The following is a 23,373-nucleotide window of genomic DNA, read 5'->3' as shown; positions in this document are numbered from 1 at the left end:
AATTTCTGATAGAAAATCACCGGGATTAACGGAACTACTTCCGGGCAGGCGGAAAGGCGGCCCGGAAGGAGCGTTTTTATGTCAGGCAGTTTTCTTATTGAGACACATCCACACCACCGCGGCGACCGCGGCCCCGGCCAAAGGCGCGAGAATAAAAACCCAGACCTGGGAAAGGGCGGTTCCGCCCATAAACAGCGCCGGGGCAAGGCTCCGGGCGGGATTGACCGAAGTTCCGGTCAGGGGAATGCCCATAATATGCACAAAGGTCAGGCAGAGCCCTATGACGATCCCGGCGATTTTGCTGAATGATTCCCCGGCGGTCACACCGAGAACGGTGAAAACAAAGACGAAAGTCAGGATAATCTCGGTGACTATGGCGCCGCCCATGGAAAGACGCACCGCCGAGGCACGGCCGAATCCGTTCTGCCCCAGTCCCGTCACAACGATCTGGCCGAGTCCGGTTTGGCGGATAAGAAAATACAGAACCGCGATCCCCGCAATACCGCCCAGGAACTGGGCGATGCAGTACCCGATAAAATCCTTAACCGTCATCCGTTTGCACAGCAGCATCCCCAGGGACACCGCGGGATTAATATGGCAGCCGGAAATCCCGCCGATAACATAAGCCGTCGCCACAATGGAAAGCCCGAAGGCAAAGGCGATTCCCAAAGTCCCCAGGGTACTTCCCGCGACCGCGGCGGATCCGCAGCCGAACAGAACCAGAATCATGGTACCGATAAATTCCGCACAGTATTTTTTCATTGTTTCTCCTTTTTTTAAATGATATTTAAAGTATTATATAAGATTTACAATAATTCCATATTGTTTACCGCTGATTCTTACGGTAGTATTTTGAAAGGAGTCTTGCCATGTACTTCAAAAAACTGACCGGAAAAAAGTGTTACCTGTCGCCCATCGATGCCGGTGACGCGGAACAATACACCGCGTGGATCAACGACATGGAGGTTATGAATACCCTGCGGCTCGCATCCGCCTCCATTGACCTCACATCCGAACGGGAACTCCTGGCTCAGCTCGGGAAACAGCACAGCTACTCTATTGTGGATATCGCTACGGATACGCTCCTGGGCAACTGCGGCCTGATGGATATCGACTATATTCAGCGGACCGCGGAAATCGGCATTTTTATCGGAAACAGGGATTACTGGGACAAGGGATACGGCACCGAAGCGCTGACACTCCTGATCGATTACGGCTATAAAAAACTTAATCTCCACAATATTATGCTCCGGGTCTACGCCTTTAACGACCGAGCGGTCAAATGCTACGAAAAGATCGGGTTTAAACCATTCGGCCGCCGCCGGGAAGCCCTGATCCGCAACCTGGAAGCCCACGATATCATCCACATGGACCTGCTCCCCGGGGATTTCTATAAAACCAAGTAGCCATGCTTCTCTGATCCGAGGGGTTAGTGCGGGGTAAACCCGTTCCCAAGCGCCACCCCATACCGGAAAAGCGTCCCAGCCTCAGCCCCTTTCAAAGGCAGAACTTCGCAGTATTTGAAGAACCGGTACAGATATACCGCGGAGGCCCTGTACCTGCCCTACCTTTTCTTTATTAAAAAGCTTTTATAGGTTATACTTTTCTCATGGAAAAGATTGCGTTTATCGGAACCGGTGTCATGGGAAAAAGTATGGCCGGCCATCTTCTTGAAGGCGGCTATTCCCTGACGGTATACAACAGAACAAAGGCAAAAGCCGAAGACCTGATCCGGCAAGAGGCCCAATGGGCGGATACCCCGGGGCAGGCGGCGTCCGGTGCGGACATTGTAATCAGCATCGTAGGATATCCCAGGGATGTGGAGGAAGTATACCTTGCTCCCGGAGGAATTGTAGACAGCGCGAAAAAAGGGGCGGTTCTTATTGACATGACCACCTCCAGCCCGGCTCTGGCGGGAAAAATTGCGGAAAAAGCCCGGGAAAAGGGACTTTACAGTCTCGACGCCCCGGTTTCCGGGGGCGATACCGGGGCGAAAAACGCTGCCCTGTCAATAATGGTTGGGGGAGATGAGGATTCCTTCAATAAAATACTCCCGGTTTTTCAGCGAATGGGAAAAAACATTGTTTTCCAGGGCGGCCCGGGATCGGGACAGCACTGCAAGATGAGCAATCAGATTGTGATTGCTTCCACCATGATGGCCGTCGCGGAAGCGCTCTGCTACGGACTCAAGGCGGGCCTCAATCCCCGGACCATGCTGAAAAGCATCGAGAGCGGCGCGGCCGGCAGCTGGACCCTTTCAAATCTGGTGCCCCGGATGCTTGACGGGAACGTAAACCCCGGATTCTACGTAAAACACTTTATAAAGGATATGGGAATAGCCCTGGATTCCGCCCGGGAACTAGGCCTTAAACTGCCGGGACTCGAAAAAGCCGAGCAGCTGTACCAAACCCTGGCGGCCATGGACCGCGGCGCCCTTGAACAGGCGGCCCGTGCGGCGGCGGAACTGGACAGTACCAAGGCTATGACCCCCGCGTCGTTCTCCGGAGAAGCCCGGAACGGCGGAGATCTGGGAACTCAGGCTATTTACCTTCTGTATGCCGCCGGCAGGGTGTAATGTACCAAAGGGAACTGCAGCATCCCAAGCCAAGCCCCGTTGAACACGGGATTCCCCTGCAGGGGACCTGGGATCAGGCATTCGATGACGTGGACCTTCTCAGCGTCCACCATCCCTATGCGTGGCCGATCCCGAAATGGATGAAGGATCTGCGCATCAAAGAATGGCAGTCCTTTATTATTCAGGATGAAGACTTTTACCTTGAAGCCATACTGTCGAATATAAAGTACTACCGGCTGGCCCAGGTTTTTCTGTACGATAAACTGACCAGGGAACACCTCCGGTTCAGGAAAATCATACCCTTCGGCGGCTGGCGGCTGCCCCGGGAGCTTTCAAACTCCTCCATATCAAGCAAATCCTACGGTTTCTTTTTCAGAATCCATGATTGGCTCGACGCGGATATGGTCAAGGTGGACCTCGATATTGAGTCCACCCGGAAGCGGCCGTCCTTTACGGCCCACCTGGAATTTGATCTGGCCCGGGAAAAAACCACCCCCCTGGTGGCGAGCCTGCTTTTTGCGGACCGGCGGCCTATGTATGTGTACAAAGGATTCGGCGCGGTCCGGGGGGATATGGTATACGGCGGCCGGCATATTTCCTTTAACCCGGACCGGACACTGGGAGTTTTCAGCGATTATAAAGGGTATTATCCGTACAGGATGCAGGCAAAATGGTGCACCGCCTTCGGATTTGACCCGGAGAACCGGCGGTACGGTTTCAGCATTGCGGAAAACCAGGCCCGCGAAACCTTTCAGAATAATGAGAACGCCCTGTGGCTGGAGGAAAAGCTTACCCCTCTGCCGCCGGTACGTATAACCATGCCCCGGGGGGTTGACTCCGACTGGGTGATCCAGGATGTGGAAGGCATGGTGGATCTGACTTTTTCCCCGAAAGAACCAATGAGGACAGCCTTCAGTTCGATCGTAACGCGGTCGGAGTACCATACGCCCCTTGGGTATTACAACGGAGTACTGGTGAATTCCGATGGGAAAGAAATACAGGTACGTAATCTCTGGGGTCTGGGAGAAAAACTTTATCTACGGGTATAACCATGGCAAAAAAAACGAAAGCAATTTACGCCCCCGGTGAACTTGACCGGGTACGCCGGAAACTGGGGGATCTGAATCCGGACGAAGCCCGGCGCATGGCCGAAGTTCTCGGCGGAGAAGTCGGCTGGGAACGGGACCAAGAAAATGAAGCCAAAGGCCGCTCCAGGGTCCGCAATGAAACCGTTGATGTGGTGGTGGGGGGCAAGTCCTCGGGACGGAACAAACAGCCCAAGCGCCGGGTGGAACTTGCCCCTGACGGGGATGATCCCGACGGCATACGGCGGCGGTCATCCAGAATTATCACTGATCCCGGGGACGATCCTTCAATTCCCCTTAAACTGAGTTACCGCGAACGGGTAAAAATGGACCGCTATGCCGCCCAGCCGGAATTCGAAATAAAGAATGCCGGACAGGTTTTTTATTCCGTCATCTCCATATTCGGGGATATTCCCGATTACGTAAATCCGGACTTCGTAAACCGCCGGATGAACGACTACTATAAACGGATCGAACTGCTGGTAACCGCCACCCGGACCATGTTCCCCCGAAACAATCTCCAGCGGAATGAACGGCTCAGGAAGGCCTCGCCCTTCGCGTATTCCATCCTTGATACTATCCGCTACTGGAACATAGAACGCATTGCCAGCGACCTCGCCAAGATACAGGCGAAACCCCGGAACGCCAAAATCGGCGATTTTGCGGATATCCTCAGGGCTATCTACAAACCCATATATGTGCTGGAAAAACTCGATCCCGAAACCCACATCAGGGAATCCTATAAGCTTCTTTACAAGGTGCTGTATCTTGAAAACCCCACCGAAGCAAAGGCGAAGTACCAGGATCTGATCCGCAACGCCCTCAGTTCCTACGTGGTTATCCAGCGGGACATCAAGTACCTCATGTACCCGCTGCTCCTCAAACTGCTGTCGGACCAGTTTATTCCTTATGATAATTTTTTTACCGTCCGGAAAAACCGCTTTGCCGTGTTCCTCGGGGTAAACGAATCGAAGCATATCTCCCCTTCTTCCGTAGCCGTTCCGGTGGAAGATGCCGAGGAGGAAAAAAGCGAAGACAAAAATTCCGGCGATGAAAAGGATGCCGACGGACTGACCTCCGAGGAACGGGAGCTTAAAAAAGCGCTGGAGGCGGAAAACAAAGCCGTTAACCGGGGCGAGAATACCCTGGAGATACTGTTTCCCAGGGCCGGATGGGAGCGGATGGCTACCTACCCGGATTTCTATCCGTATTTCCACGACGTATTCAATTTCAAGAAAGGATATGAGCTTATTTCGCCCACCGATCCGCTCCAGCAGATTGTAGTACTCATGCGGATTCTGGAGGAACTGTTCTACGGGCTCAGATACGTTTCATTCGGGACCACCGCCGGCCCCGACGGCAATCCCGAACGGATCGACAATATCATCACCAACATCATGACCAACTGGCACACCTTTATAGAACTTGGATTCGAAAAGGAGTACCTCCCCCGGCTTACGGAGTACTGCCGCATCCTGGACAGCGCGTCGGAATCCCGGACATCCACCTACGCCCGGCGTATTCTCAACGAACTCCACTGGATAAAACGCCTGTACTTTCTGCCCTACTACCGTTTTGAATCGAGTTTTCCGCCGCCCATGCAGAAAAAGGACGTCAAGGCGGTGTACCCGGAGGTACGGAAACTCCGGCGGTACCTTACCGCCGTGGCCGCGGGCATTGAACAGGGCAACCGGCGGGGGGGCGCGGAAAACAACGCCCACTGCGACGCCATCGACAATCCCTGGGAACCCTATAACTTCCAGGTTCCCAATCCGGTTTCCACACGGATAGACGCGGTGCTGGGAAGCAAAAACCCGAAACAGAAAAACAACGCCGCCCTGGTCTTCTTTACTCTGTCCGCTGCGGTGGTACTGGACCATATCATGAATGATGAAAACAGCTGGGCCTACGGCGAACAGACGGGCTGGCTGTTCCGCAGCGTTGACGGCGACGGTGTCATGCCTCTGTTCGGGGTCGACACCAAGCTGGATACGGAAACGATCTTCAAGCACGCCCTTAAACAGCGGGAACGCAAGGAAGCCGGTAATAAGGAAGAAGAACCGGATTTCTAATTATTCTCTTATGGAGGCAGTATGAAGGCTATAGTATTGCTGGCAGCGGTTTTATCGGTTTTCTCCTGCGCGACAAACGGCGGAAAATCCGCCGGACAGCAGGAAGTCCCGGACGCGGCGGAGCAGACCGAAGATGTACTGAGCGGATTCCCGATAATTACAATCTCGGCTCCCGACGGACTTGTCTATTCCAATTTCAGCACGGAAATCGTGGAAAGCCCCCTGTCCGAAAAAGCACAGGCCCTGTTCGGCAATGCCCTGACATACCGTTTTACCACGGAATACAGCCTGTACAATACACCGAAAACCGTGACGTATTATGCGATGGTATTTGATTTTATACCGGCGGATAACGTTGATCCGGCGTCGGTAAAACGGGGTGATGTGGTCGGGGTACAGGACGGGAAACCTGCCAAGGTTCTGACGTTTTCCCGCTCCGCGGACCCCTATTTAATTATCAACTGCGGCAATAGACCCTATGAATACGACGGATTCTACTGGTTCGAAAGTACTTTTTTGTTTCCCACGGGAAATACGAACTGGCTGAGCTTCAATCCCACGGAGGATATCAGCGCCGACCTGATAGGAATAGCCGATCACGTTACGTCGGAAGCCCCGGGGTTTACGTTCTATCCGCAGTTCAGGGTGCGGTATAAAACGGTTCTGACCGATTACCCCAGGCCGGCGACGGATAAGGAAAAGAGCACCATAGCCGCGTACGAAAACGCCTTTTACCGGCAGAGCGGAATCACGACCCATGTCAGCCCTATAAAAGCCGGGGACTACGATTACCTGCTGTGCTGGCAGAGCGGGTTCGACGGGTATCTGCGGGATGAGTATACCCTGGGTAACGATATTTGGCTCTTCGGGTCGATTGTTACTTACAATATATGGGACAACTGCGGGTATATTTTTCTCCGGGATTTCAAAACCGAATCCCTGGAGGACATGTACGAAGGCCGGATACAATTCCTGGAACAGAACAGCCAGTAACCGGTTAAATCCTTCCGAGCCGTTTCTTTGCTTCTTCGGGGGTAATACCCTTTCTCCGCGCCCAGTCAAGGAGCTGGTCCTCGCCGATATCGCCGATGCCGAAATAAAACGCCCCGGGAGCGGCGAAATACATTCCGCAGACCGATGAAGCCGGAACCATCATGGCCGCAGGGGTCAGGTCAAAGCCGCAGCGGGTCCGGGCTTCCAGGAGGGAAAAGACCGTTTCCTTGTCATGGTGATCGGGGCAGGCGGGATACCCGAACCCCGGACGGATTCCCCGGTATTTCCCGGCGAGGATTTCCCCGGGGGAAAGATTCTCGTCCGGAGCGTATCCCCAGAATTCCCGCCGCACCCGGAGATGGATCTCCTCGGAAAAAGCCTCCGCCAGCCGGTCCGCCAGGGACGCCGCGAGGAACGCCTGGTAGTCGTCATTTTCCCGCCGGAACCGTTCCCGCAGCTCCTGTAGTCCCGATCCGGCGCTGAGGGCAAAAAGGCCGGCCCAGTCACGGGGGACCGAGTTTTGGTCTTCCGCCGGGGGCAGGATAAAATCCGCGAGACAGGGATTCGGGGAACCGGCGCGCTTCAGTTCCTGATTCCTGAGAAAACAGAAACGCCCCAGTTCGGGCCCTTCCCCGGCGGAACCGCAGCCGGAAGCGTTTTCCGTATACGCCGAAAGCACCACATCATCATTCCGGGAAAAGGCCGGAAAAAACCCGATCACCCCGGTGAGCCGGAGAAGTCCCTCCGAGGAGATTTGGTCCAGGAGGCGTTTCGCGTCGTCCAGAACATCCTCCCGGGCCCGGTTAAACTCACCGGCGGCGCCGGGATTTTTCCGCTTGTTCAGATCCCAGAACCGGAAAAATCCGTCCCAGTCTATGTACGGGACCACCCGTTCAATGGGATACCCGTCGAACTGCGTAATTCCTTTTACCGGCGGTTCGGGAGCGCCCGAAGTCTCCGGAGGAATCCGGTTACGCCGCGCCTCGGTGATGCTTACCAGTTCCCGGCGGCCGCTGATTGTTTCATGGTTTTCCGCCGCCTTGCCGTATTGCCCGCGGAGGTCTTCGAGGAACCGGGGCCGCTCGGTTTCCGACAGGAGGGCGTGCATGGCCTCCGCCGAACGGCTGGCGTCAGGGACGTACACCACGGGTCCGGAATACTCCGGGGCGATGCGCAGGGCCGTATGGGCAAGGCTCGTGGTCGCGCCGCCGATAATAAGGGGAATGGTAAAGCCCCGCTCCTCCATGGCCCGGGCGGTGCGGACCATTTCGTCCAGGGAGGGCGTAATCAGCCCGGAAAGTCCGATGGCGCAGGCGTTTTCCCGCCGGGCGGCGTCGAGGATTTCGTCCGAAGGGATCATAACCCCGAGGTCGAGCACATCGTAGCCGTTGCAGCCCAGAACCACGCCGACAATATTCTTTCCGATATCGTGGACATCCCCCTTAACCGTGGCGAGGATGATTTTCCGGCTCTCGCCGGACCGGCCTTCGTCACCGGCGGCTTTTTCTTCCTGGATAAAGGGCTCAAGCACAGCCACGGCTTTTTTCATCACCCGGGCGCTGCGGATAACCTGGGGCAGAAACATCCGGCCTTCCCCGAAACGGGTTCCCACTTCCTTCATACCCCGCATCAGGGGGCCTTCCACAATATCGAGGCTCCGGGGGAATTTCCGCCGCAGTTCCAGTACATCGGTTTCGATATACGTATCAGCACCGCGGACCATGGCGTACACAATCCGTTCTTCCGGGTCCGCGTTCCGCCAGGCTTCGCTGTCCCCGGCCGGCGGTGTTCCGGCGCCTTTCTGCGTATCCCCTTCATTCTTTATCTTCAGGGCCAGGGCCAGAAGTTTTTCCGCTGAATCGGTTCCCCGGCAGAGGACTACATCTTCCGCCGCCGTCCGGAGTTCCGGGTCGAGGTCACTGTATGGAACGAGGCCAGCCGGATTGACAATGGCCATGGCCAGGCCGTTATCCATGGCGTGTTTGAGAAACACACTGTGCATGGCCTCACGGACTTGTTCGTTCCCCCTGAAGCTGAATGATAAGTTCGAAATGCCTCCGGAAATCTGGGCATGGGGACAGTTCTCCCGTATCCACGCGCAGGCTCTGATAAAATCCAGGCCGTAGCAGTCGTGCTCGGGTATGCCTGTGGCCACCGAAAGTACATTGGGATCGAAAACAATATCCTCAGGGGGGAATCCGTCTCCGGTGAGGATCCGGTATGAACGGCCCGCCACGGCAATCTTCCGTTCGTACTCGGCGGCCTGGCCCTGCTCGTCAAAGAGCATCACCACCACGCCGGCGCCGTACCGCCGGGCGAGCCGGGCTTTACGCAGGAATTCAGCCTCCCCTTCCTTGAGGCTGATGGAATTGACCAGACTCTTCCCCTGGAGGCATTTGAGAGCCGCTTCCAGCACCTCCCAGCGGGAACTGTCCGCCATGACCGGCACCCTGGCAATGTCGGGGTCCGAAAGCGCCAGATTAAGGAACCGGACCATCTCGGTTTTTCCGTCCAGGAGGGCGTCGTCCATACAGACATCGATAAGCGCCGCCCCCCGGCGGACCATATCCCGGGCAATCTCCAGGGCTTCCTCGTATTTTTTTTCCTTGATGAGCCGGAGGAACTTCCGGCTCCCCGCCACGTTGGTCCGCTCCCCGATATCCGTGAGCCCCTTGCCGGGCTCCGCATACACCGGCTCTAGTCCGGCGAAAACCGTCCGCCGGGGCATTTCCCGGGGCGGCCGCGGTTGGTATTTTTCAGCCTGCTCAGCCAGGGCGGAGATATGCTCCGGGGTGGTTCCGCAGCAGCCTCCGGCAATATTGACCAGCCCTTCGGCCATAAACTGCCCCATAAAAGCGGCCATGGATTCCGGGGTTTCATCGTATTCCCCTAACCGGTTGGGCATCCCCGCGTTGGGGTGGCAGCTCACCGGCACCGGGGAGCAGGCCGCCAGTTCCCGGAGATAGGGGTGCAGCTTTTCCGCGCCCAGGGAGCAGTTGAGCCCCAGGGAAACGGGCTTTGCGTGAAGCACCGAGACGCAGAAGGCTTCCACGGTCTGGCCCGAAAGGAGCCGGCCCGCGGCGTCGGCGACGGTGCCGGACACCATCACCGGGATATCGATACCCCGTTCCTCCATGAGCCGGGAAACCGCGAACAGCGCGGCCTTGGCGTTGAGGGTGTCGAAAACCGTTTCCACCATAAGCAGGTCGGCCCCGCCGTCCAGGAGCCCCCGGGCGTTGTCGTAATAGGCCGCTTCCAGCTCGTCCCAATAAATCCCCCGCTTCCCGGGGTCGCTCATATCCGGGGAAATACTCGCGCTTTTGGTGGTGGGCCCCATCACCCCGGCGACGAACCGGGGTTTGCCATCGGCAGAAAACCGGCCTGCCGCCGCCTTCGCCAGCTCCGCCGCGGCTCTGCTTATATCATAGGCCCTGTCTTCCAGTCCGTAATCCGCCAGGGAAACCGAGGTAGCGTTGAAGGAGCAGGTTTCGACAATATCCGCCCCCGCTTTGAGGTACGCTTCGTGGATGGAAACAATGGTCCCGGGACTGGACAGGCACAGGGCATCGTTGCACCCCAGGAGCGGCACCGGATGGCCGGCAAACAGGGCCCCCCGGAAATCATCCTCCCCGAGGCCGAGGCGCTGGATCATGGTGCCCATGGCGCCGTCAAGGATGAGGATACGTTCCCGGATACGAGTATCGATGGCGGTACGGATATTCATACTGTATATTGTAGCAAATTCATCGGCACCGGCATAGCGTAAAAAAGCCGCCCCGGAGGGACGGCTTTCGATATAATTGCTTTTTATCACATCAGTAGTGCATGGAACAGACGTCGCTTTCCCCGTTTACACCGCCGATGGCGATACCGCTGAAGTCTCCTCCAACTGAGGATGCATCCACATTGGTGGGGATGTTCTGCTTTATTTCTGCGTTTTTAGCGCCGGTGGTGATGACGTTTATAAAAGTATCAATATACAGACCGCCGCCGGGGGAAACACCGCCGGGGGCGGTGTTTCTGCAGATATGGCCGCCGGTCATAGTAAAGGTGTCGCCATTGAGAAGATACACACCGCCGCCTTGAAGCGCCGCCTCATTCCCGTACACGGCGCCGCCGCTGATGATCACATTAGAGTGCCACACAAGGATTCCTCCGCCTAGGATGGATGCGGAGTTGCCGTAAATCGAACCGCCGCTGAAAATCACCGTATTCAGAGACGGAATCGCGCTGCTGCCTTCACAATAAATCCCGCCGCCGTTGCTTAACGATTCGTTGCCGTAAATCGAGCCGCCGCTGATGGCTACGATCTTGGCATCAGTACTCGCTGAGATGAGTATATTCTCAATAAAAATCCCGCCGCCGTCTGTGGTAGCTTTATTGCCGTACACCGCGCCGCCGGTCATGGTAAAATCGGAATTTGCCAGAAAGAATCCGCCGCCATTTCCCACTGTTGTCATTGCCCTGTTATCGCGGATAATCCCCCCGGAAACAACGACTTTCCCGTCCTTGCAGTAGACAGCGCCGCCGGTATTTAAAATCCCTGTGTTATCATTATTCTGAAGAACCACTCCGGTATCGAGCACCAGGGTTCCGTTCGTAACCGTAATAAGCGGGGCGTTGGCGTTTATACTTTTTCCGTCCAGGATCAGGGAATTATTCCCCTCGGCCGTAAAGGTCACGGGCCCGCCGCCTATCTGGAACAGATCATTTATATATGTGCCACTCCGTCTCAGGGTGTGGTTGCCGATGGATGAAATGGTGATGTCTTTGAGTATTTCAACAGGTCCGGTAATTTCTATATCACTGCCGATATACAGGGTATCCCCGTTCTTTGCGGCACCGAGAGTGCTATTTAGCTGGGATAACGAATAAATAATATCACCCATCTTTACCACCGCACGGTTATTCCCGGCGGTGACGGACACCGTATCCGAGCCGTACGCCATGGGTGTCTTATCGCCATTTAAAGCCCGGACTTCAACCGTCCAGAGCCCGGCAGCGAGCCCTCCGATGGTCACCGCATTGCCCGCGGAGCCCTCGGCATTTACCGTCCTGCCTCCAGGCCCGGTAAGGGTCACCCTATAGGTAAACCCGTTCCTTTCCGCTTCGGTATACGCCCTGCCGCCGGACCCACCGGGAAGCTGCACCGTGACGGAACCTTCTTCCGGACTCAGGACCTGGCTGCAGGCCATGGATGCCATGGCAAATACCGCGGCAATGGTTATGCCAAGAATGGCTTTTCTGGTTTTCATTTCTCCTCCGGATATAGCCCATTATATCACAGATAATATAGATTTTCGTATAATATTATAGCAAATCTAAGGTTTCAGACTGAACATAAAAAAAGCCGCCCCGGGGGACGGCTTTTGACATAACTGCTTTTTTATACATCAATAGTGCATGGAACAGATATCGTTCTCACCGTTTACACCGCCGATGGCGATGCCGCTGAAGTCTCCGCCGGTTGCGGATTTCTCCACATTGTCGGATATGTTCTGTTTTATTTCAGCGTTTCTAGCGCCGGTGGTGATGGCGTTTGTGAAGTTATCAATATACAGGCCGCCGCCGGCAGAACTGACGGCGAGGGCTTCGTTACTGCAGATATGACCGCCGGCCATGGTAAAGATATCACCGTTCTGAGCAAATACACCGCCGCCCAAAAGGGCCTCGTTCCGGTACACCGCGCCGCCGGACATGGTAAAATCGGCATTTACTATACAGAGGCCGCCGCCTTGGCCGGTTGAGGCAAAATTGCCGTAAATCAAGCCGCCGCTGAGGATCATCTTGTTTTCGGACGATCCCACAGAATTGCCTAAATAATAGAGACCGCCGCCGCCGCCTGATGTTTCGTTATTGTAAATTGAGCCGCCGCTGACGGTTACGGTTCTGACCGCGCCCGCACTGGTGTTATTTTCAATACAGATACCGCCGCCGCTGCCGGAACCGCCGTTGCTCGCTGTATTGCCGTAAATCTCGCCGGCGGTCATGGTAAAATCGGAATTTACCAGATAGAGGCCGCCGCCCATTCCCTTCGTAAGGTCCCTGTTATCGCGGATAATCCCCCCGGAAACAACGACTGTACCGTCTTTGCAGAAAACGGCCCCTCCATTGTTTATACTTCCCCTGTTTTCGTTATTCTGAAGAACAGACCCTTTATCGAGGATGAGCACCCCCGCCGGATTAACCGTTATAAGCGGTTTCTGAGTGCCGGGGTTAGGATTTGTACCGTCCAGGGTCAGGGTGTTGGCCCCCTCAGCCTTAAAAGTTACAGTATTGCTGCCTATCTGGAACAGCTCATTTGAGTGGGCGCTTCCCCGGCTCAGGGTATAGTCGCCGAGAGACGAAAAGGTCAGGTTTTTCAGTATTTCAAGAGGCACGTCAATTTCTATATCATTGCCGATATACAGGGTATCCCCGGACTTGGCATCGCTGATGGCTCCTTTCAATTGGGATAGTGAATAAATAATATCACCCATCTTTACCAGCGCCCGGCTGTTTCCGGCGGTGACGGTCACCGTATCCGAACCGTACGCCAGAGGAATCATATCAATATTTAAAGCCCGGACTTCCACGGTCCAGAGTCCCGCGGCGAGCCCGCCGATGGTCACCGTCCTGCCCGCGGCAGCTTCGGCCTTGGATGTCCGGCCGCCCGGGCCGGTAAGGGTCACCGTATATGTAAAAGTGCTTTTTTCCGCTTCGGTGTAGGCTCTGCCGCCGGCGCTTCCGGGAAGCTGCACCGTGACGGAGCCTTCCTCCGGACTCATGACCTGACTGCAGGCCATAAAGCCAACGGCAAAAGCCGCAGCAATGATTATGCCAAGAACGGTTTTTCTGGTTTTCATTTCTCCTCCAGGTATTATAAATAATACCGCATCCGGAACGGATTTCCATATATTATAGCAATTCTGAAGTATCAGGCATAGCGCAAAAAAGCCGCCCCGGAGGCGGCTCATAATTCCCTTATTTTGAATATCTCAATGGGCCATGGAACAGATGTCGCTCTCCCCGTTTTCACCGCCCACGGCGATGCCCGTAGTGTCTCCAGTAACACCATAATCAAGGCGGACATTCTGCGAAGAGTTCTCCTTAATCTCCCCCTTTTTCGGGCTGGGGATACTTATGGTTGAACTGGCGATGTACAATCCGCCGCCGGTTGTACCGCCGCCGCTCAGGAGATTCCTGCAGATATGCCCCCCGGTCATAGTGAAGGAGGAAACATTCGTTACATACATTCCGCCGCCTTCGTCGGCCTGGTTCCGGTAGACCGCGCCGCCGGACATAGTAAATTTAGCTGAATTATTAAGCCGTATACCCCCGCCCGCGCCGGAGCTGCCGGCGACAATATTATTGTAAATAGCTCCGCCGCTGATCACCACAGCATCCTGGGCCCGGCCTGAGTTATCAATATAAAAACCGCCGCCGTTGGCGAAGGTATGGTTGCCGTACACCGAACCGCCGCTGATGGTTATAATTCTGGCCGGATCACCCGCCGAAAGACCGGTATTTTTAATATAGACGCCGCCGCCTCTACCGGCACTGGTGGTGTTCGCCGTATTGCCGTAAATCTCGCCGCCGGTCATGGTAAAACCAGAATTTATCAGATGGAGACCGCCGCCGGTCTCCGCTGTGTTGCCGTAAATTGCGCCGCTGGTCATGGTAAATTCGGAATCTTCCAGATAGAAACCGCCGCCTTCTTTGTTGTTCGCCAGGTTTATGTTGTCGCGGATAATCCCGCCGGAAACAACGACTTTCCCGTTTTTGCAGTACACGGCGCCGCCGGATACCCCCAAAGGATCACTGACGACAACTTCGTTATTCTGAAGAACAGATCCATTACCGAGGACCAGCGTCGCTCCTGAGTTGAGACTGATAAGCGGTTTCTTGATGTTGGGATTGCTTTTGCCGTCCAGGGTCAGAGTATTGGTGCCCTCGGCCTTAAAGGTCACGGTCTCGCTGCCTATCTGGAACAGCTCATTTGGGTGGGCGCTTCCCCGACTCAGGGTATAATCGCCAAGGGACGAAAAGGTCAGGTTTTTCAGTATTTCAATAAACCCGGTAAATTCTATATCACTGCCGATATACAGAGTATCCCCGGCCTTGGCGTCGTCGATAGCACCTTTCAATTGGGTTAACGAATAAATAATCTCGCCCATCTTTACCAGCGCACGGTTGTTCCCGGCGGTGACGGTCACCGTGTCCGAGCCGTACGCCACGGATTCTTTGTCGCCGTTCAAAGCCCGGACTTCAACCAGCCAAAGCCCTTTCACGAGGCCGCCGAAGGTCACCGCTTTACCCGCGGATGCCTCGGCGGTGACCGTCCGGCCGCCCGGACCGGTAAGGGTTACCGTATATGCAAAACCGCTTTTTTCCGCTTCAGTGTACGCCCGGCCCCCGGATTCACCGGGCAGCTGCACCGTGACGGAGCTTTCTTCCGGACTCAGAACCTGGCTGCAGGCCGTAAAACCCATGGCTATAATGGCAAAAACCGCCATACCAAAAAGGCATTTTTTTGTACTCATTTCTCCTCCAGAGTATATTAAGAAATATATCACTTTGTTTTAAAGCATCAATCTGTTATATCAAAAAAACTGACAATTATGGTTATATACTACCGGAAACCAGGGTCGCTGGTACAGCGTAAAAAAAGCCGCCCTGAGGCGGCTTTACCGATAGGGCTATGGGGTTAACCCATTAATAGCCCATGGAACAAATATCGTTTTCTCCGCCCTCGCCGCCTACGGCGATACCCGCGAGGGACCCGGAAACACTCACGTCTTTATGGACATTCGGCGGAGAGTTTCCCTTTATTTCCGCGTTTTTCGCGCCCAGTCCGCTGATGGTTGAAGTATCAATATACAGACCGCCGCCCTGGGTGCCGCCGCCGATCAGGATATTCCCGCAGATATGGCCCCCGGTCATGGCAAGGCTCCCGACGGAAAAGCTGACACCGGCGCCGGTTTTCCCCTTGTTTTGATACACCGCGCCGCCGGTCATGGTAAAATCAGCGGAATTAACGCTGTTAATCCCGCCGCCGCTGCCGGTTTTGGCAATATTGCCGTATACCGAACCGCCGCTGAATACCACCGTATCAACGGCCCGGTAGGAGTTAAATATATAGATACCGCCGCCGTCGGTTCCCGCTGTGTTGCCGTACACCGAACCGCCGCTGATGGTCACGGTCCTGGCCGCGTCAAGTCCGGAAAGGCCTAAGTTATCTATGGAAATCCCGCCGCCGTTACCGGCGCCGCCGCCGGCAACCGCCGTATTGCTGTAAACAGCGCCGCCGGTCATGGTAAAATTCGATCTCACCAGATACATTCCGCCGCCGCTGCCGGTGACCACATCCTTGTTGTAGCGGATAACCCCTCCGGAAACGGTTACATCACCGTCCTTGCTGTAAACCGCGCCGCCGGGCAGTCCTCCGCTGGTATTGATTACGTTATTCTGAAGAACCGCTCCGGTACTGAGGATTAAAGCCGCTCCCGTGTTGACAACAATAAGCGGGCTGTCGGCGGTTTGGTTTTTACCGTCCAGAGTCAAGGAGTTACGCCCCTCCGCTGAGAGAGTAAGAGATTTGCCGTTTACGGTAAAAAACTCCTTCTGATTGGAACTTCCCCGGTACAGGCTATGGTTTCCCGTAGATGAAAGGGAGATGTGTTTTAGTATTTCAACAGGGACCGTAATTTCTATATCATCACCGATGACCAGAGTATCCCCGTCTTCGGCACCCGCGATGGCGGTGAGCAGCTGGGACATATTGAAAATAACTTCCCCCATCGTAACCACCGCACGGCTGTTTCCGGAGGCAACGGTCACCGTATCCGAACCGTATGCCACGGGCACGTTATCGTCATTTAAGGCCCGGACTTCCACGGTCCAGCGCCCGGCCGCGAGCGCTCCGGCGGTCACTGTTTTGCCGGCGGAGGCGCTGATATTGACAACCCTGTTCCCCGGGCCGGTAAATGTTACTCTGTAGGTAAAACTGTTTTTTTCGGCTTCGGTAAAAGCCCTGCCCCCGGCGCTGCCGGGGAGCTGCAGCGTAATGGATCCCTCCTCCGGGCCCAGAGCCTGGCTGCAGGCCATAAATCCCGCGGAGAGTGTAAGTACAAGTGCGATATACGCAATGGGTTTTATTTTATTCATTTTTTCCTCCGATTCAAATATTAATATATCACTATATTAAGAATAATCTTTAAATATTACTAAAAAAGAAAGAATTTATCCACTGAAACTCCCTGGTATAAAGCCGGGCCCCTTTTAGGGTCAGCCCGTTTTGTATATACTGATATGAACAAATTATTCTTACATCTTTTGTTGAAAAGTCATAGTATTGACTATATTGGAATGATACAATGTTTCTGGAGCATATAAAATGGGAATAATTCAAAATATAAAAAAGAACATAATTGCCAAGGCCATGGATAAGCGGAAAGCGGCGAATCCCTTTAATCCCGAATATTCCGATAACTTCCAGCTCCCGCCGGACGCGGCGGAGGACCAGAACAACAGCCACTATTTCTCGGTCCATGACTTAAAAAGCCGGCAGAGCCTCTACATGCGGCTGGCCCTGCGGGGCGGCAGCGCCCCCACCGAAGTCTGGTTTGTGTACCGGGACGGGGACGGAACCGTTTATATGAATGAACGGGACCATATCTCCAAGGGCGAAAGCATCCCCGCGGCGGTGGAATGTGTCGAAGGCGGCAAAAAGCTTCGCTTTACCTATACTGGTCCGGTAAAAAAAGGCAGACTCACCGATAAGGGATATGTTCCCGACGGGAATTCCGGAGATACCATGGTTGAACTGGACGGAAATTTCAGCGGGCTCACGGATACCTTCGAGTTTTCCCGGCACATGGCCACCGAACCGGTAGCCCGGGCGCTCTCACGGGAAAAATTCACCAAGGAATTCCGGGCGGCTCTGTCGGAACACCACCAGGTGCATTATGAACAGTCCGGGACTGTCACCGGTTCCCTTAAACTGGGAAACCGGGAAATTGTCTTTGATAAACTGCCCGCCTTCCGGGATCACAGCTACGGCAAACGGGACTGGAACTATTTTGACCGGTACGTGTGGCTCGTGGGACTCCTGGAAAACGGCGACTTTATACACAACAGCCTTATCCGGTATCCCGCGGTGACCGAAATCCAGGCGGGATTCTACAAAACCGGCGGGAAAACGCTATGCGTAAAAAACTGCACCTCCATGGATGAACTCCCGGTCACCGGGGGTGTTCCGGAGAAGTTTTCCTATACCGTCGCGTATGAGGACGGATCGGTCCGCAGGGTTTCGTGCAGCCTTGATTTTACCGTTCCCTTTGTGTTCGGCGGCGGAACGTATTTTGTCAACGAAGGAGTCAGTGATTTTACCGTGGACGGCATCAAGGGCAGGGGCATTACGGAATTTGCCTTTAACGCCGATTCGTCACGGTGGACACGGAAGTAATACGGAGAAATTATGGAAATTTATAAATTAAGCGAATTAACCCAAGAAATTTACCCCCGGGCCGGAGGCAAGGCCAGGGGACTGGCGGAACTTATACGGGCAAAACTCACCGTGGCGGATGGCTTTGTCATCACAGACCTCGAAACCGAAGAGGATTTCCGGGACGCCGCCGGTTATTACGATACCAGCGGTCTCGGGATTGTGGCCGTGCGGTCCTCCGCCAGCTCAGAGGACGGGGAGGATTTTTCCAACGCCGGCCAGTATACATCGTACCTCAATGTCAGCGGCAGGGAAGGATTCATCGCCGCCTTAAAGGGATGTATGGCGTCCCTCCATAACCGGAACGCCGAAAGTTACTCGGCGTTTTTCTCCCAGGCAAAAAGTGTTACCATGGCCGTGGTGGTCCAGAAGATGGTGGACGCGGTCTGCGCCGGGGTCTGCTTTACCGTGGATCCAGCCACCGGGAAAAAGGATCTCCTTATCGAAGCGGTGGCCGGCCTGGGAGAAAGCCTCGTCTCGGGGCAGGCCCAGGCGGAGCGGTGCATTGTTCCCCTGGACCGGGAAAACAAACGGGCCCTGCCGGAAAAAGCGGACTATTCATCGGCGGGAGGGATTCTTACCGAAGCTATTGTGTCGGCGATCAGCGGCGATATATGCCGGGCGCTCGATTATTTCGGCCATGAACTGGATATGGAATGGGCCGTGGACAAAGACGGCGCCCTCACCTGGCTCCAGGCCCGTCCGGTGACCACCCTTGACGAGGCGGCCATCGACGAGCTCGACGGTACTACCTACGGGGACGAAACCACGGTGTACACCAACTGCAATATCGGGGAGATGCTCCCCGGCGCGGTGACCCCCCTTTCACTTTCAACCTCGGTTAAGGGAATCGACCACGGCCTGCGGATGATGCTCATAAAAGCCGGGGCGTACCGGAATCTGAAGGAGATCAGGGACGGTGAATGTATCACGTCGTATTCCAACCACCTGTTTTTCAACCTGACTTCAATATACAAAATGGCGACCACGATCCTGGGCGCCCAGAAGGAAAGCGTTGAGGCAAGCATCTGCGGCAAAACCCTGGATACGCCGCCCCTGCCCTGGAAGGACAAGCCCGTCATCGTTAAAGCCTATAACGGCATCAAGTATTTCAAATTCCTATTTTCCAATAAAAAGGCAATCAAAAAAATCGACCGGTTTACGGCGCGGATGGCCATCCCCCATTCCAATGATCTGGGGAAATACTACAAGAACATCGACGCGGCCATGCCGGATCTTATCGACGCGACCTATTACCATTACATAACCAGCGCCCATTCCGGAGCCATGAGCAGCGCAATTCTGGCGATCATCAAGGGTGATTATTCCGGCGAGGACGAAGCCAAAGGCGTTATCGCCGGCTTTCTGGAAGATATCGATAATATTGAAAGTGTCGACATACTCCGGTCCATGCGGACCCTGGCGTTCAGGGTTCTCAAGAAAAATCCCGGGGCGGTGCATTACTCCGCGGACAAGCTCGCCGAATACATAAAAGGCGATACCGGTTCGGTCAGGGAAGCCTATGATTACTTCATCAAACGCCACGGCCACCGGTCAATCCGGGAAGCCGAACTCCGGAACAAGTCCTGGAAGAACGATGAGACCGCGCTGATGGAAAACATTAAAACCGTGATGATGTCCGGCGCCGTGGAGACTCCCAAAAAAGAATCCCACGTCCGGGAGCGGATCAACGCGTTCCTGGCGGACAAAAAAGGTTCCATGGGAAAAGCCCTGGGGTTCCTCATAAACCAGGCCCGGCAGGGGGTCTACAACCGGGAATACACGAAATCGAAATTCGTCATGGCGGTGGATGTTTTTAAGGAAGCCTATTACCGGCTGGCGGGGATGATGGTGGAAGCCGGAGCCCTGCCGGAACGGGACCTGATTTACTTCCTGAGCCATAAGGAAATCGGGGAACTGATCTTCCAGCGCAGGGCGAAACTTATCAAGAAGGCTATCCAGCGGCGGCGTCTCCTGGACGAACAGATGGAAGTCCAGTTTGAGGAATATTACGTGGGCCGGCCCGTCCCGGTGGCGGTGGAATCGGTGCAGACCGAAAACGGCATGGTCCTGTCCGGGGCGCCCATCAGCCGGGGCGAAACAAAAGGCCAGGCCCGGGTGGTCAAATCTGTGGAAGACGCCCGGGAGCTGCAGGAAGGGGAAATCATGGTGGCCGCCTTTACCGATATCGGCTGGTCGCCGTACTACTGCATTGTCGGCGGCCTGGTTACCGAGGTTGGGTCCGCCCTTTCCCACGGAGCGGTGGTGGCCCGGGAATACTCACTGCCCCTGGTCGCCAATGTGTCCAATGCCACAAAGATCATCAAGACCGGCGACCTGATCAGCATCAACGGAACCAAAGGGACCGTGACCATCCTGGAAACCGCCGAATCCTATGGAACCGCGGCGGTCTGACCGGTCCGCGGGTACCGCGGTCGGTATCACATCCTGCGGAGAATACGACCCGGACCTGGTGTACCGGGCTCTCCGGCAAGCGGCGGAGCTTGCCGGGGAACCGGATGTACGGGATAAAACGGTTCTTCTCAAACCCAACATCCTTTTCGACGCGCCGCCGGAAAAAGCCCTTACCACCCATCCGGTATTTCTCGAAGCGGCGGTGCGGATGGTCCGTGACCTGGGCGCGGGCCGGGTTCTCGTCGGGGACAGTCCGGGACTTCAGAAGCCCGGGTTCACCGGGAAAAATTCCCTTCTGGGACCCGCTGCGGAAAAAGCCGGCGCCCGGTGGGTTGATTTTACCGCCGGGAAAACAACCCTTTCATGCCCCGGAGGAAAGGCGGCCAAACAGTTTGCTGTCACCGACGCGGTCCTGGAAGCGGACTGCATTATAAGCCTTCCCAAACTTAAGACCCACCAGCTCATGTTTTTTACCGGGGCCATGAAAAACCTCTTCGGCCTTATTCCTTCCCTGATGAAGAGTCCCTATCACGTACGGTTTCCCGGGAGGGAGGAATTCGCCGCCATGCTCGTTGACCTCAACGAGGCGGTCATGGCGGATTACGCCTTTATGGATGGCATCATTGGAATGGAAGGCCCCGGTCCGGGATCCGGTACCCCCCGGCAGATCGGCCTGGTCATGGCATCCCCGAATCTGCTGGCCATGGATATTGCCGCCAGCGCCGTTATCGGCTATCCGCCGCTGGACATTCCCGTAAACAGGGAAGCCCTTTCCCGGGGGATTTGGCTCAAGGGTATTTCCGATATTGAATATCCCGGACTCGATCCCGCTTCGGTAAAAATCCCGGACTTCGAAAAGATCCCGGTAAAAAAGGCGAAAAACCAGCTCCTGGAGCTGATACTTCCCCGGCCTTACCGGAAATTCCGGGAAGCCCTCGCTCCGCGGCCGGAGGTTCTGCACAGCGAATGTCTGCGCTGCGGCGACTGTATGCGGATCTGCAGCGCGAAGGCAATCAGTTTCCGGGACGTGAACGGAGAAAAACAAATCTCATTCAATTACCGGAAATGCATCCGGTGCTACTGCTGCCATGAGATATGTCCCGCCAAGGCGATTGAAATCAGGAAAACCCGGATCGGGGATTTTTTCGGCAAAAAATAATCCCCGGGGGATAGTCGCTACCGGACCGTACTGATGCGGCCGTCGGTTTTTACGGCCAATGGTTCTCCGCTGTTGAGGTAATCCACAAACGCCTGGTTAACCGTGCCGAAGCCGGTGATATAATCAACCCCTTCAACCTTGTCTTTCCCCAAGGTCAGCTTTGCGTCTCCCGCGGCGAATGTGTAGGTCCTGTCCGGATCAAGGGGTGTTCCGTCCGCAAGGACCGCGGACACAATCCGGTTCATCGGCGGCCTGGACGGATCAAACACGAAGCGGACGCCGCTCACCTGCACAAACATAAAGGTCGGCTGGGGATAAGACTGGACACCGCTCTCCAGACGTTCGAGGATTTCACTGCCCTTCATTTCGCATAGGTACAGCTCCCGGGGCGCGATAAACACGGAAAGGAATTGTTCATTGGTCAGGTCTCCCGCGGGTATGCTGGAACGGAAAAAGGGCGTATCCATAGCCGCTATATCGGCGCCGGTTTTCCACCGGATGGCGTCACTCACAATATCCCCGAAGTTGGTTTCCCTGGTCCGGGTAATGTTCCGGTCGCCCTCAAGGCCGGCGGGGATCCGCGCGATGACCTGCCTGAGGAACCGTTCATTTTTCGCGCGGACGGCGGCGATCTTTTCGGCAAGCTCCCAGTCCGGGATTATTCCGCTTTCAGCTTCAATGCCGGCGATTGGAATAATCCGGGCGGTCCGCTCCACGGCGGCGCCGTCCTGTATGGTCACTTCCACAACGCCGATATTGCTGCCGTATTCTCCGGTCTCGGCAATCAGTACGCCGCTGCGTTCAAGGCCGCGTTCATGCGCCGTATGGCAGTGGGCGTCGATGATCACCGACAGCCAGGGACATTTATCCGCCACATAGGTACTGCGTATAGTTTCGTCTGTTTCGGTAATGCCCAGGTGGGTCACGGCGATGAAGACCGTGGCGCCCCGGGCTTCGGTCTCGGCTTTCAGATTCTCAAGGATTCCGACCGTTATATCCCCGCGGTTTACCCCGTCCCCGGCGGGCTCCATGTTGGTGGTTATCCCCAGGAACGCGACCCGGGCGCCGCCGATATCCCGGATAACGTAATCCCGCAGCTCCGGTACCGCCTGCCTGAGTTCGGGACTGGCGTTGGCGGCGAGGATCGGAAAGTCCGTCATTTCACTTACCGCCCGGAGATCGTTCCAATTCATCAGCTGTTCATGGTTGCCCAGGGCCATAAGGTCGTAACCGGCATCATTCATAACGGCCGCCACATCCGTTCCCTGGGACAGGGACGCGAAGGAAGTCCCCGCGAAGGCATCCCCGCCGGATATAACGATCACTTCCCTGCCGGACTCCCGCAGTTTCTGGACATAGGCTTTTACATAGGGTTCCACATCAACGTGGGAATGCACGTCATTGGTATGGATAATCGTAAAGCTGCCGTTCCCCGTCAGGCTGCGGGAAGTCTCGCCGTCCTTTGCGGAAGGCCCGCCGCTGCAGGCTATGAGGAAGGAAAGAAAAGCCGCGGTCACAGCTAAAGTGAAAAAATTCCTGTTGTTCTTCATTGTTTTACCTCCGGAATAACGGCGGTTCCCGCACCGGCC

Annotated in this window: 14 protein-coding genes and 1 pseudogene; 8 read left to right on the top strand and 7 right to left on the bottom strand. The window is 55.5% G+C overall.

The annotated features are described in order from the left end of the window. Positions 1-81: 81 nt before the first annotated feature. Positions 82-765, bottom strand: a pseudogene (locus JFL75_RS15530) (MIP family channel protein); the annotation flags it as partial. Positions 766-869: 104 nt separating this feature from the next. Between JFL75_RS15530 and JFL75_RS15525 the strand changes: the two are divergent. From JFL75_RS15525 to JFL75_RS15505, 5 genes are all read left to right on the top strand, one after another. Then, positions 870-1,406: a GNAT family N-acetyltransferase gene (locus JFL75_RS15525; protein ID WP_215627590.1), complete on the top strand. Its 537-nt coding sequence runs from the start codon at positions 870-872 to the stop codon at positions 1,404-1,406. 203 nt (positions 1,407-1,609) lie between these two features. Then, positions 1,610-2,575 (top strand): NAD(P)-dependent oxidoreductase, encoded by a 966-nt coding sequence (locus JFL75_RS15520; protein ID WP_215627589.1) that lies wholly within the window; start codon positions 1,610-1,612, stop codon positions 2,573-2,575. Continuing rightward, a complete protein-coding gene (locus JFL75_RS15515) occupies positions 2,575-3,624 on the top strand; it encodes a DUF2804 domain-containing protein (RefSeq protein ID WP_215627588.1) in 1,050 nt (349 codons plus the stop codon). Before JFL75_RS15520 ends, JFL75_RS15515 begins: the two co-directional genes overlap by 1 nt. Positions 3,625-3,626: 2 nt before the next feature. Beyond that, positions 3,627-5,732 (top strand): hypothetical protein, encoded by a 2,106-nt coding sequence (locus tag JFL75_RS15510; RefSeq protein ID WP_215627587.1) that lies wholly within the window; start codon positions 3,627-3,629, stop codon positions 5,730-5,732. Positions 5,733-5,753: 21 nt separating this feature from the next. Next, positions 5,754-6,725, top strand: coding sequence for a hypothetical protein (locus tag JFL75_RS15505; RefSeq protein WP_215627586.1), 972 nt, complete (start codon positions 5,754-5,756; stop codon positions 6,723-6,725). 4 nt (positions 6,726-6,729) lie between these two features. Here the strand turns inward: JFL75_RS15505 and metH are convergent, their stop codons facing one another. From metH to JFL75_RS15480, 5 genes are all read right to left on the bottom strand, one after another. Continuing rightward, positions 6,730-10,449 (bottom strand): methionine synthase, encoded by a 3,720-nt coding sequence (gene metH / locus JFL75_RS15500; RefSeq protein WP_215627585.1) that lies wholly within the window; start codon positions 10,447-10,449, stop codon positions 6,730-6,732. A gap of 91 nt (positions 10,450-10,540) precedes the next feature. Next, a complete protein-coding gene (locus JFL75_RS15495; protein WP_215627584.1) occupies positions 10,541-11,980 on the bottom strand; it encodes an autotransporter outer membrane beta-barrel domain-containing protein in 1,440 nt (479 codons plus the stop codon). Between the two features lie 138 nt (positions 11,981-12,118). Next, the gene (locus JFL75_RS15490) at positions 12,119-13,570 is read right to left on the bottom strand and encodes a hypothetical protein (protein ID WP_215627583.1); all 1,452 of its coding nucleotides are present in this window, start codon (positions 13,568-13,570) and stop codon (positions 12,119-12,121) included. 132 nt (positions 13,571-13,702) lie between these two features. Then, on the bottom strand, positions 13,703-15,247 hold the full coding sequence (locus JFL75_RS15485) for a right-handed parallel beta-helix repeat-containing protein (protein WP_215627582.1): 1,545 nt from the start codon (positions 15,245-15,247) through the stop codon (positions 13,703-13,705). A gap of 172 nt (positions 15,248-15,419) precedes the next feature. Further along, entirely contained in the window at positions 15,420-16,871 is a 1,452-nt protein-coding gene (locus tag JFL75_RS15480) for a hypothetical protein (protein WP_215627581.1), read from the bottom strand. A 229-nt stretch (positions 16,872-17,100) separates the two neighbouring features. Between JFL75_RS15480 and JFL75_RS15475 the strand changes: the two genes are divergently transcribed. From JFL75_RS15475 to JFL75_RS15465, 3 genes are read left to right on the top strand one after another with little or no spacing between them, the layout of a single operon-like run. Continuing rightward, positions 17,101-18,171, top strand: coding sequence for a DUF7064 domain-containing protein (locus JFL75_RS15475; RefSeq protein WP_215627580.1), 1,071 nt, complete (start codon positions 17,101-17,103; stop codon positions 18,169-18,171). Between the two features lie 12 nt (positions 18,172-18,183). Continuing rightward, positions 18,184-20,625, top strand: coding sequence for a PEP/pyruvate-binding domain-containing protein (locus JFL75_RS15470; RefSeq protein WP_215627579.1), 2,442 nt, complete (start codon positions 18,184-18,186; stop codon positions 20,623-20,625). Next, positions 20,606-21,784, top strand: a complete 1,179-nt coding sequence (locus tag JFL75_RS15465) for a DUF362 domain-containing protein (RefSeq protein ID WP_215627578.1) — start codon at positions 20,606-20,608, stop codon at positions 21,782-21,784. The genes JFL75_RS15470 and JFL75_RS15465 overlap by 20 nt, the downstream gene beginning before the upstream one ends. Before the next feature lie 17 nt (positions 21,785-21,801). On the opposite strand, the gene JFL75_RS15460 is transcribed toward JFL75_RS15465, so the two are convergent. Further along, positions 21,802-23,334: a bifunctional metallophosphatase/5'-nucleotidase gene (locus tag JFL75_RS15460; RefSeq protein ID WP_215627577.1), complete on the bottom strand. Its 1,533-nt coding sequence runs from the start codon at positions 23,332-23,334 to the stop codon at positions 21,802-21,804. Positions 23,335-23,373 lie beyond the last annotated feature (39 nt).

This window comes from Breznakiella homolactica (assembly GCF_016616095.2).
Classification (GTDB): domain Bacteria; phylum Spirochaetota; class Spirochaetia; order Treponematales; family Breznakiellaceae; genus Breznakiella; species Breznakiella homolactica.
This window is presented reverse-complemented; position numbering and strand designations above follow the sequence as displayed.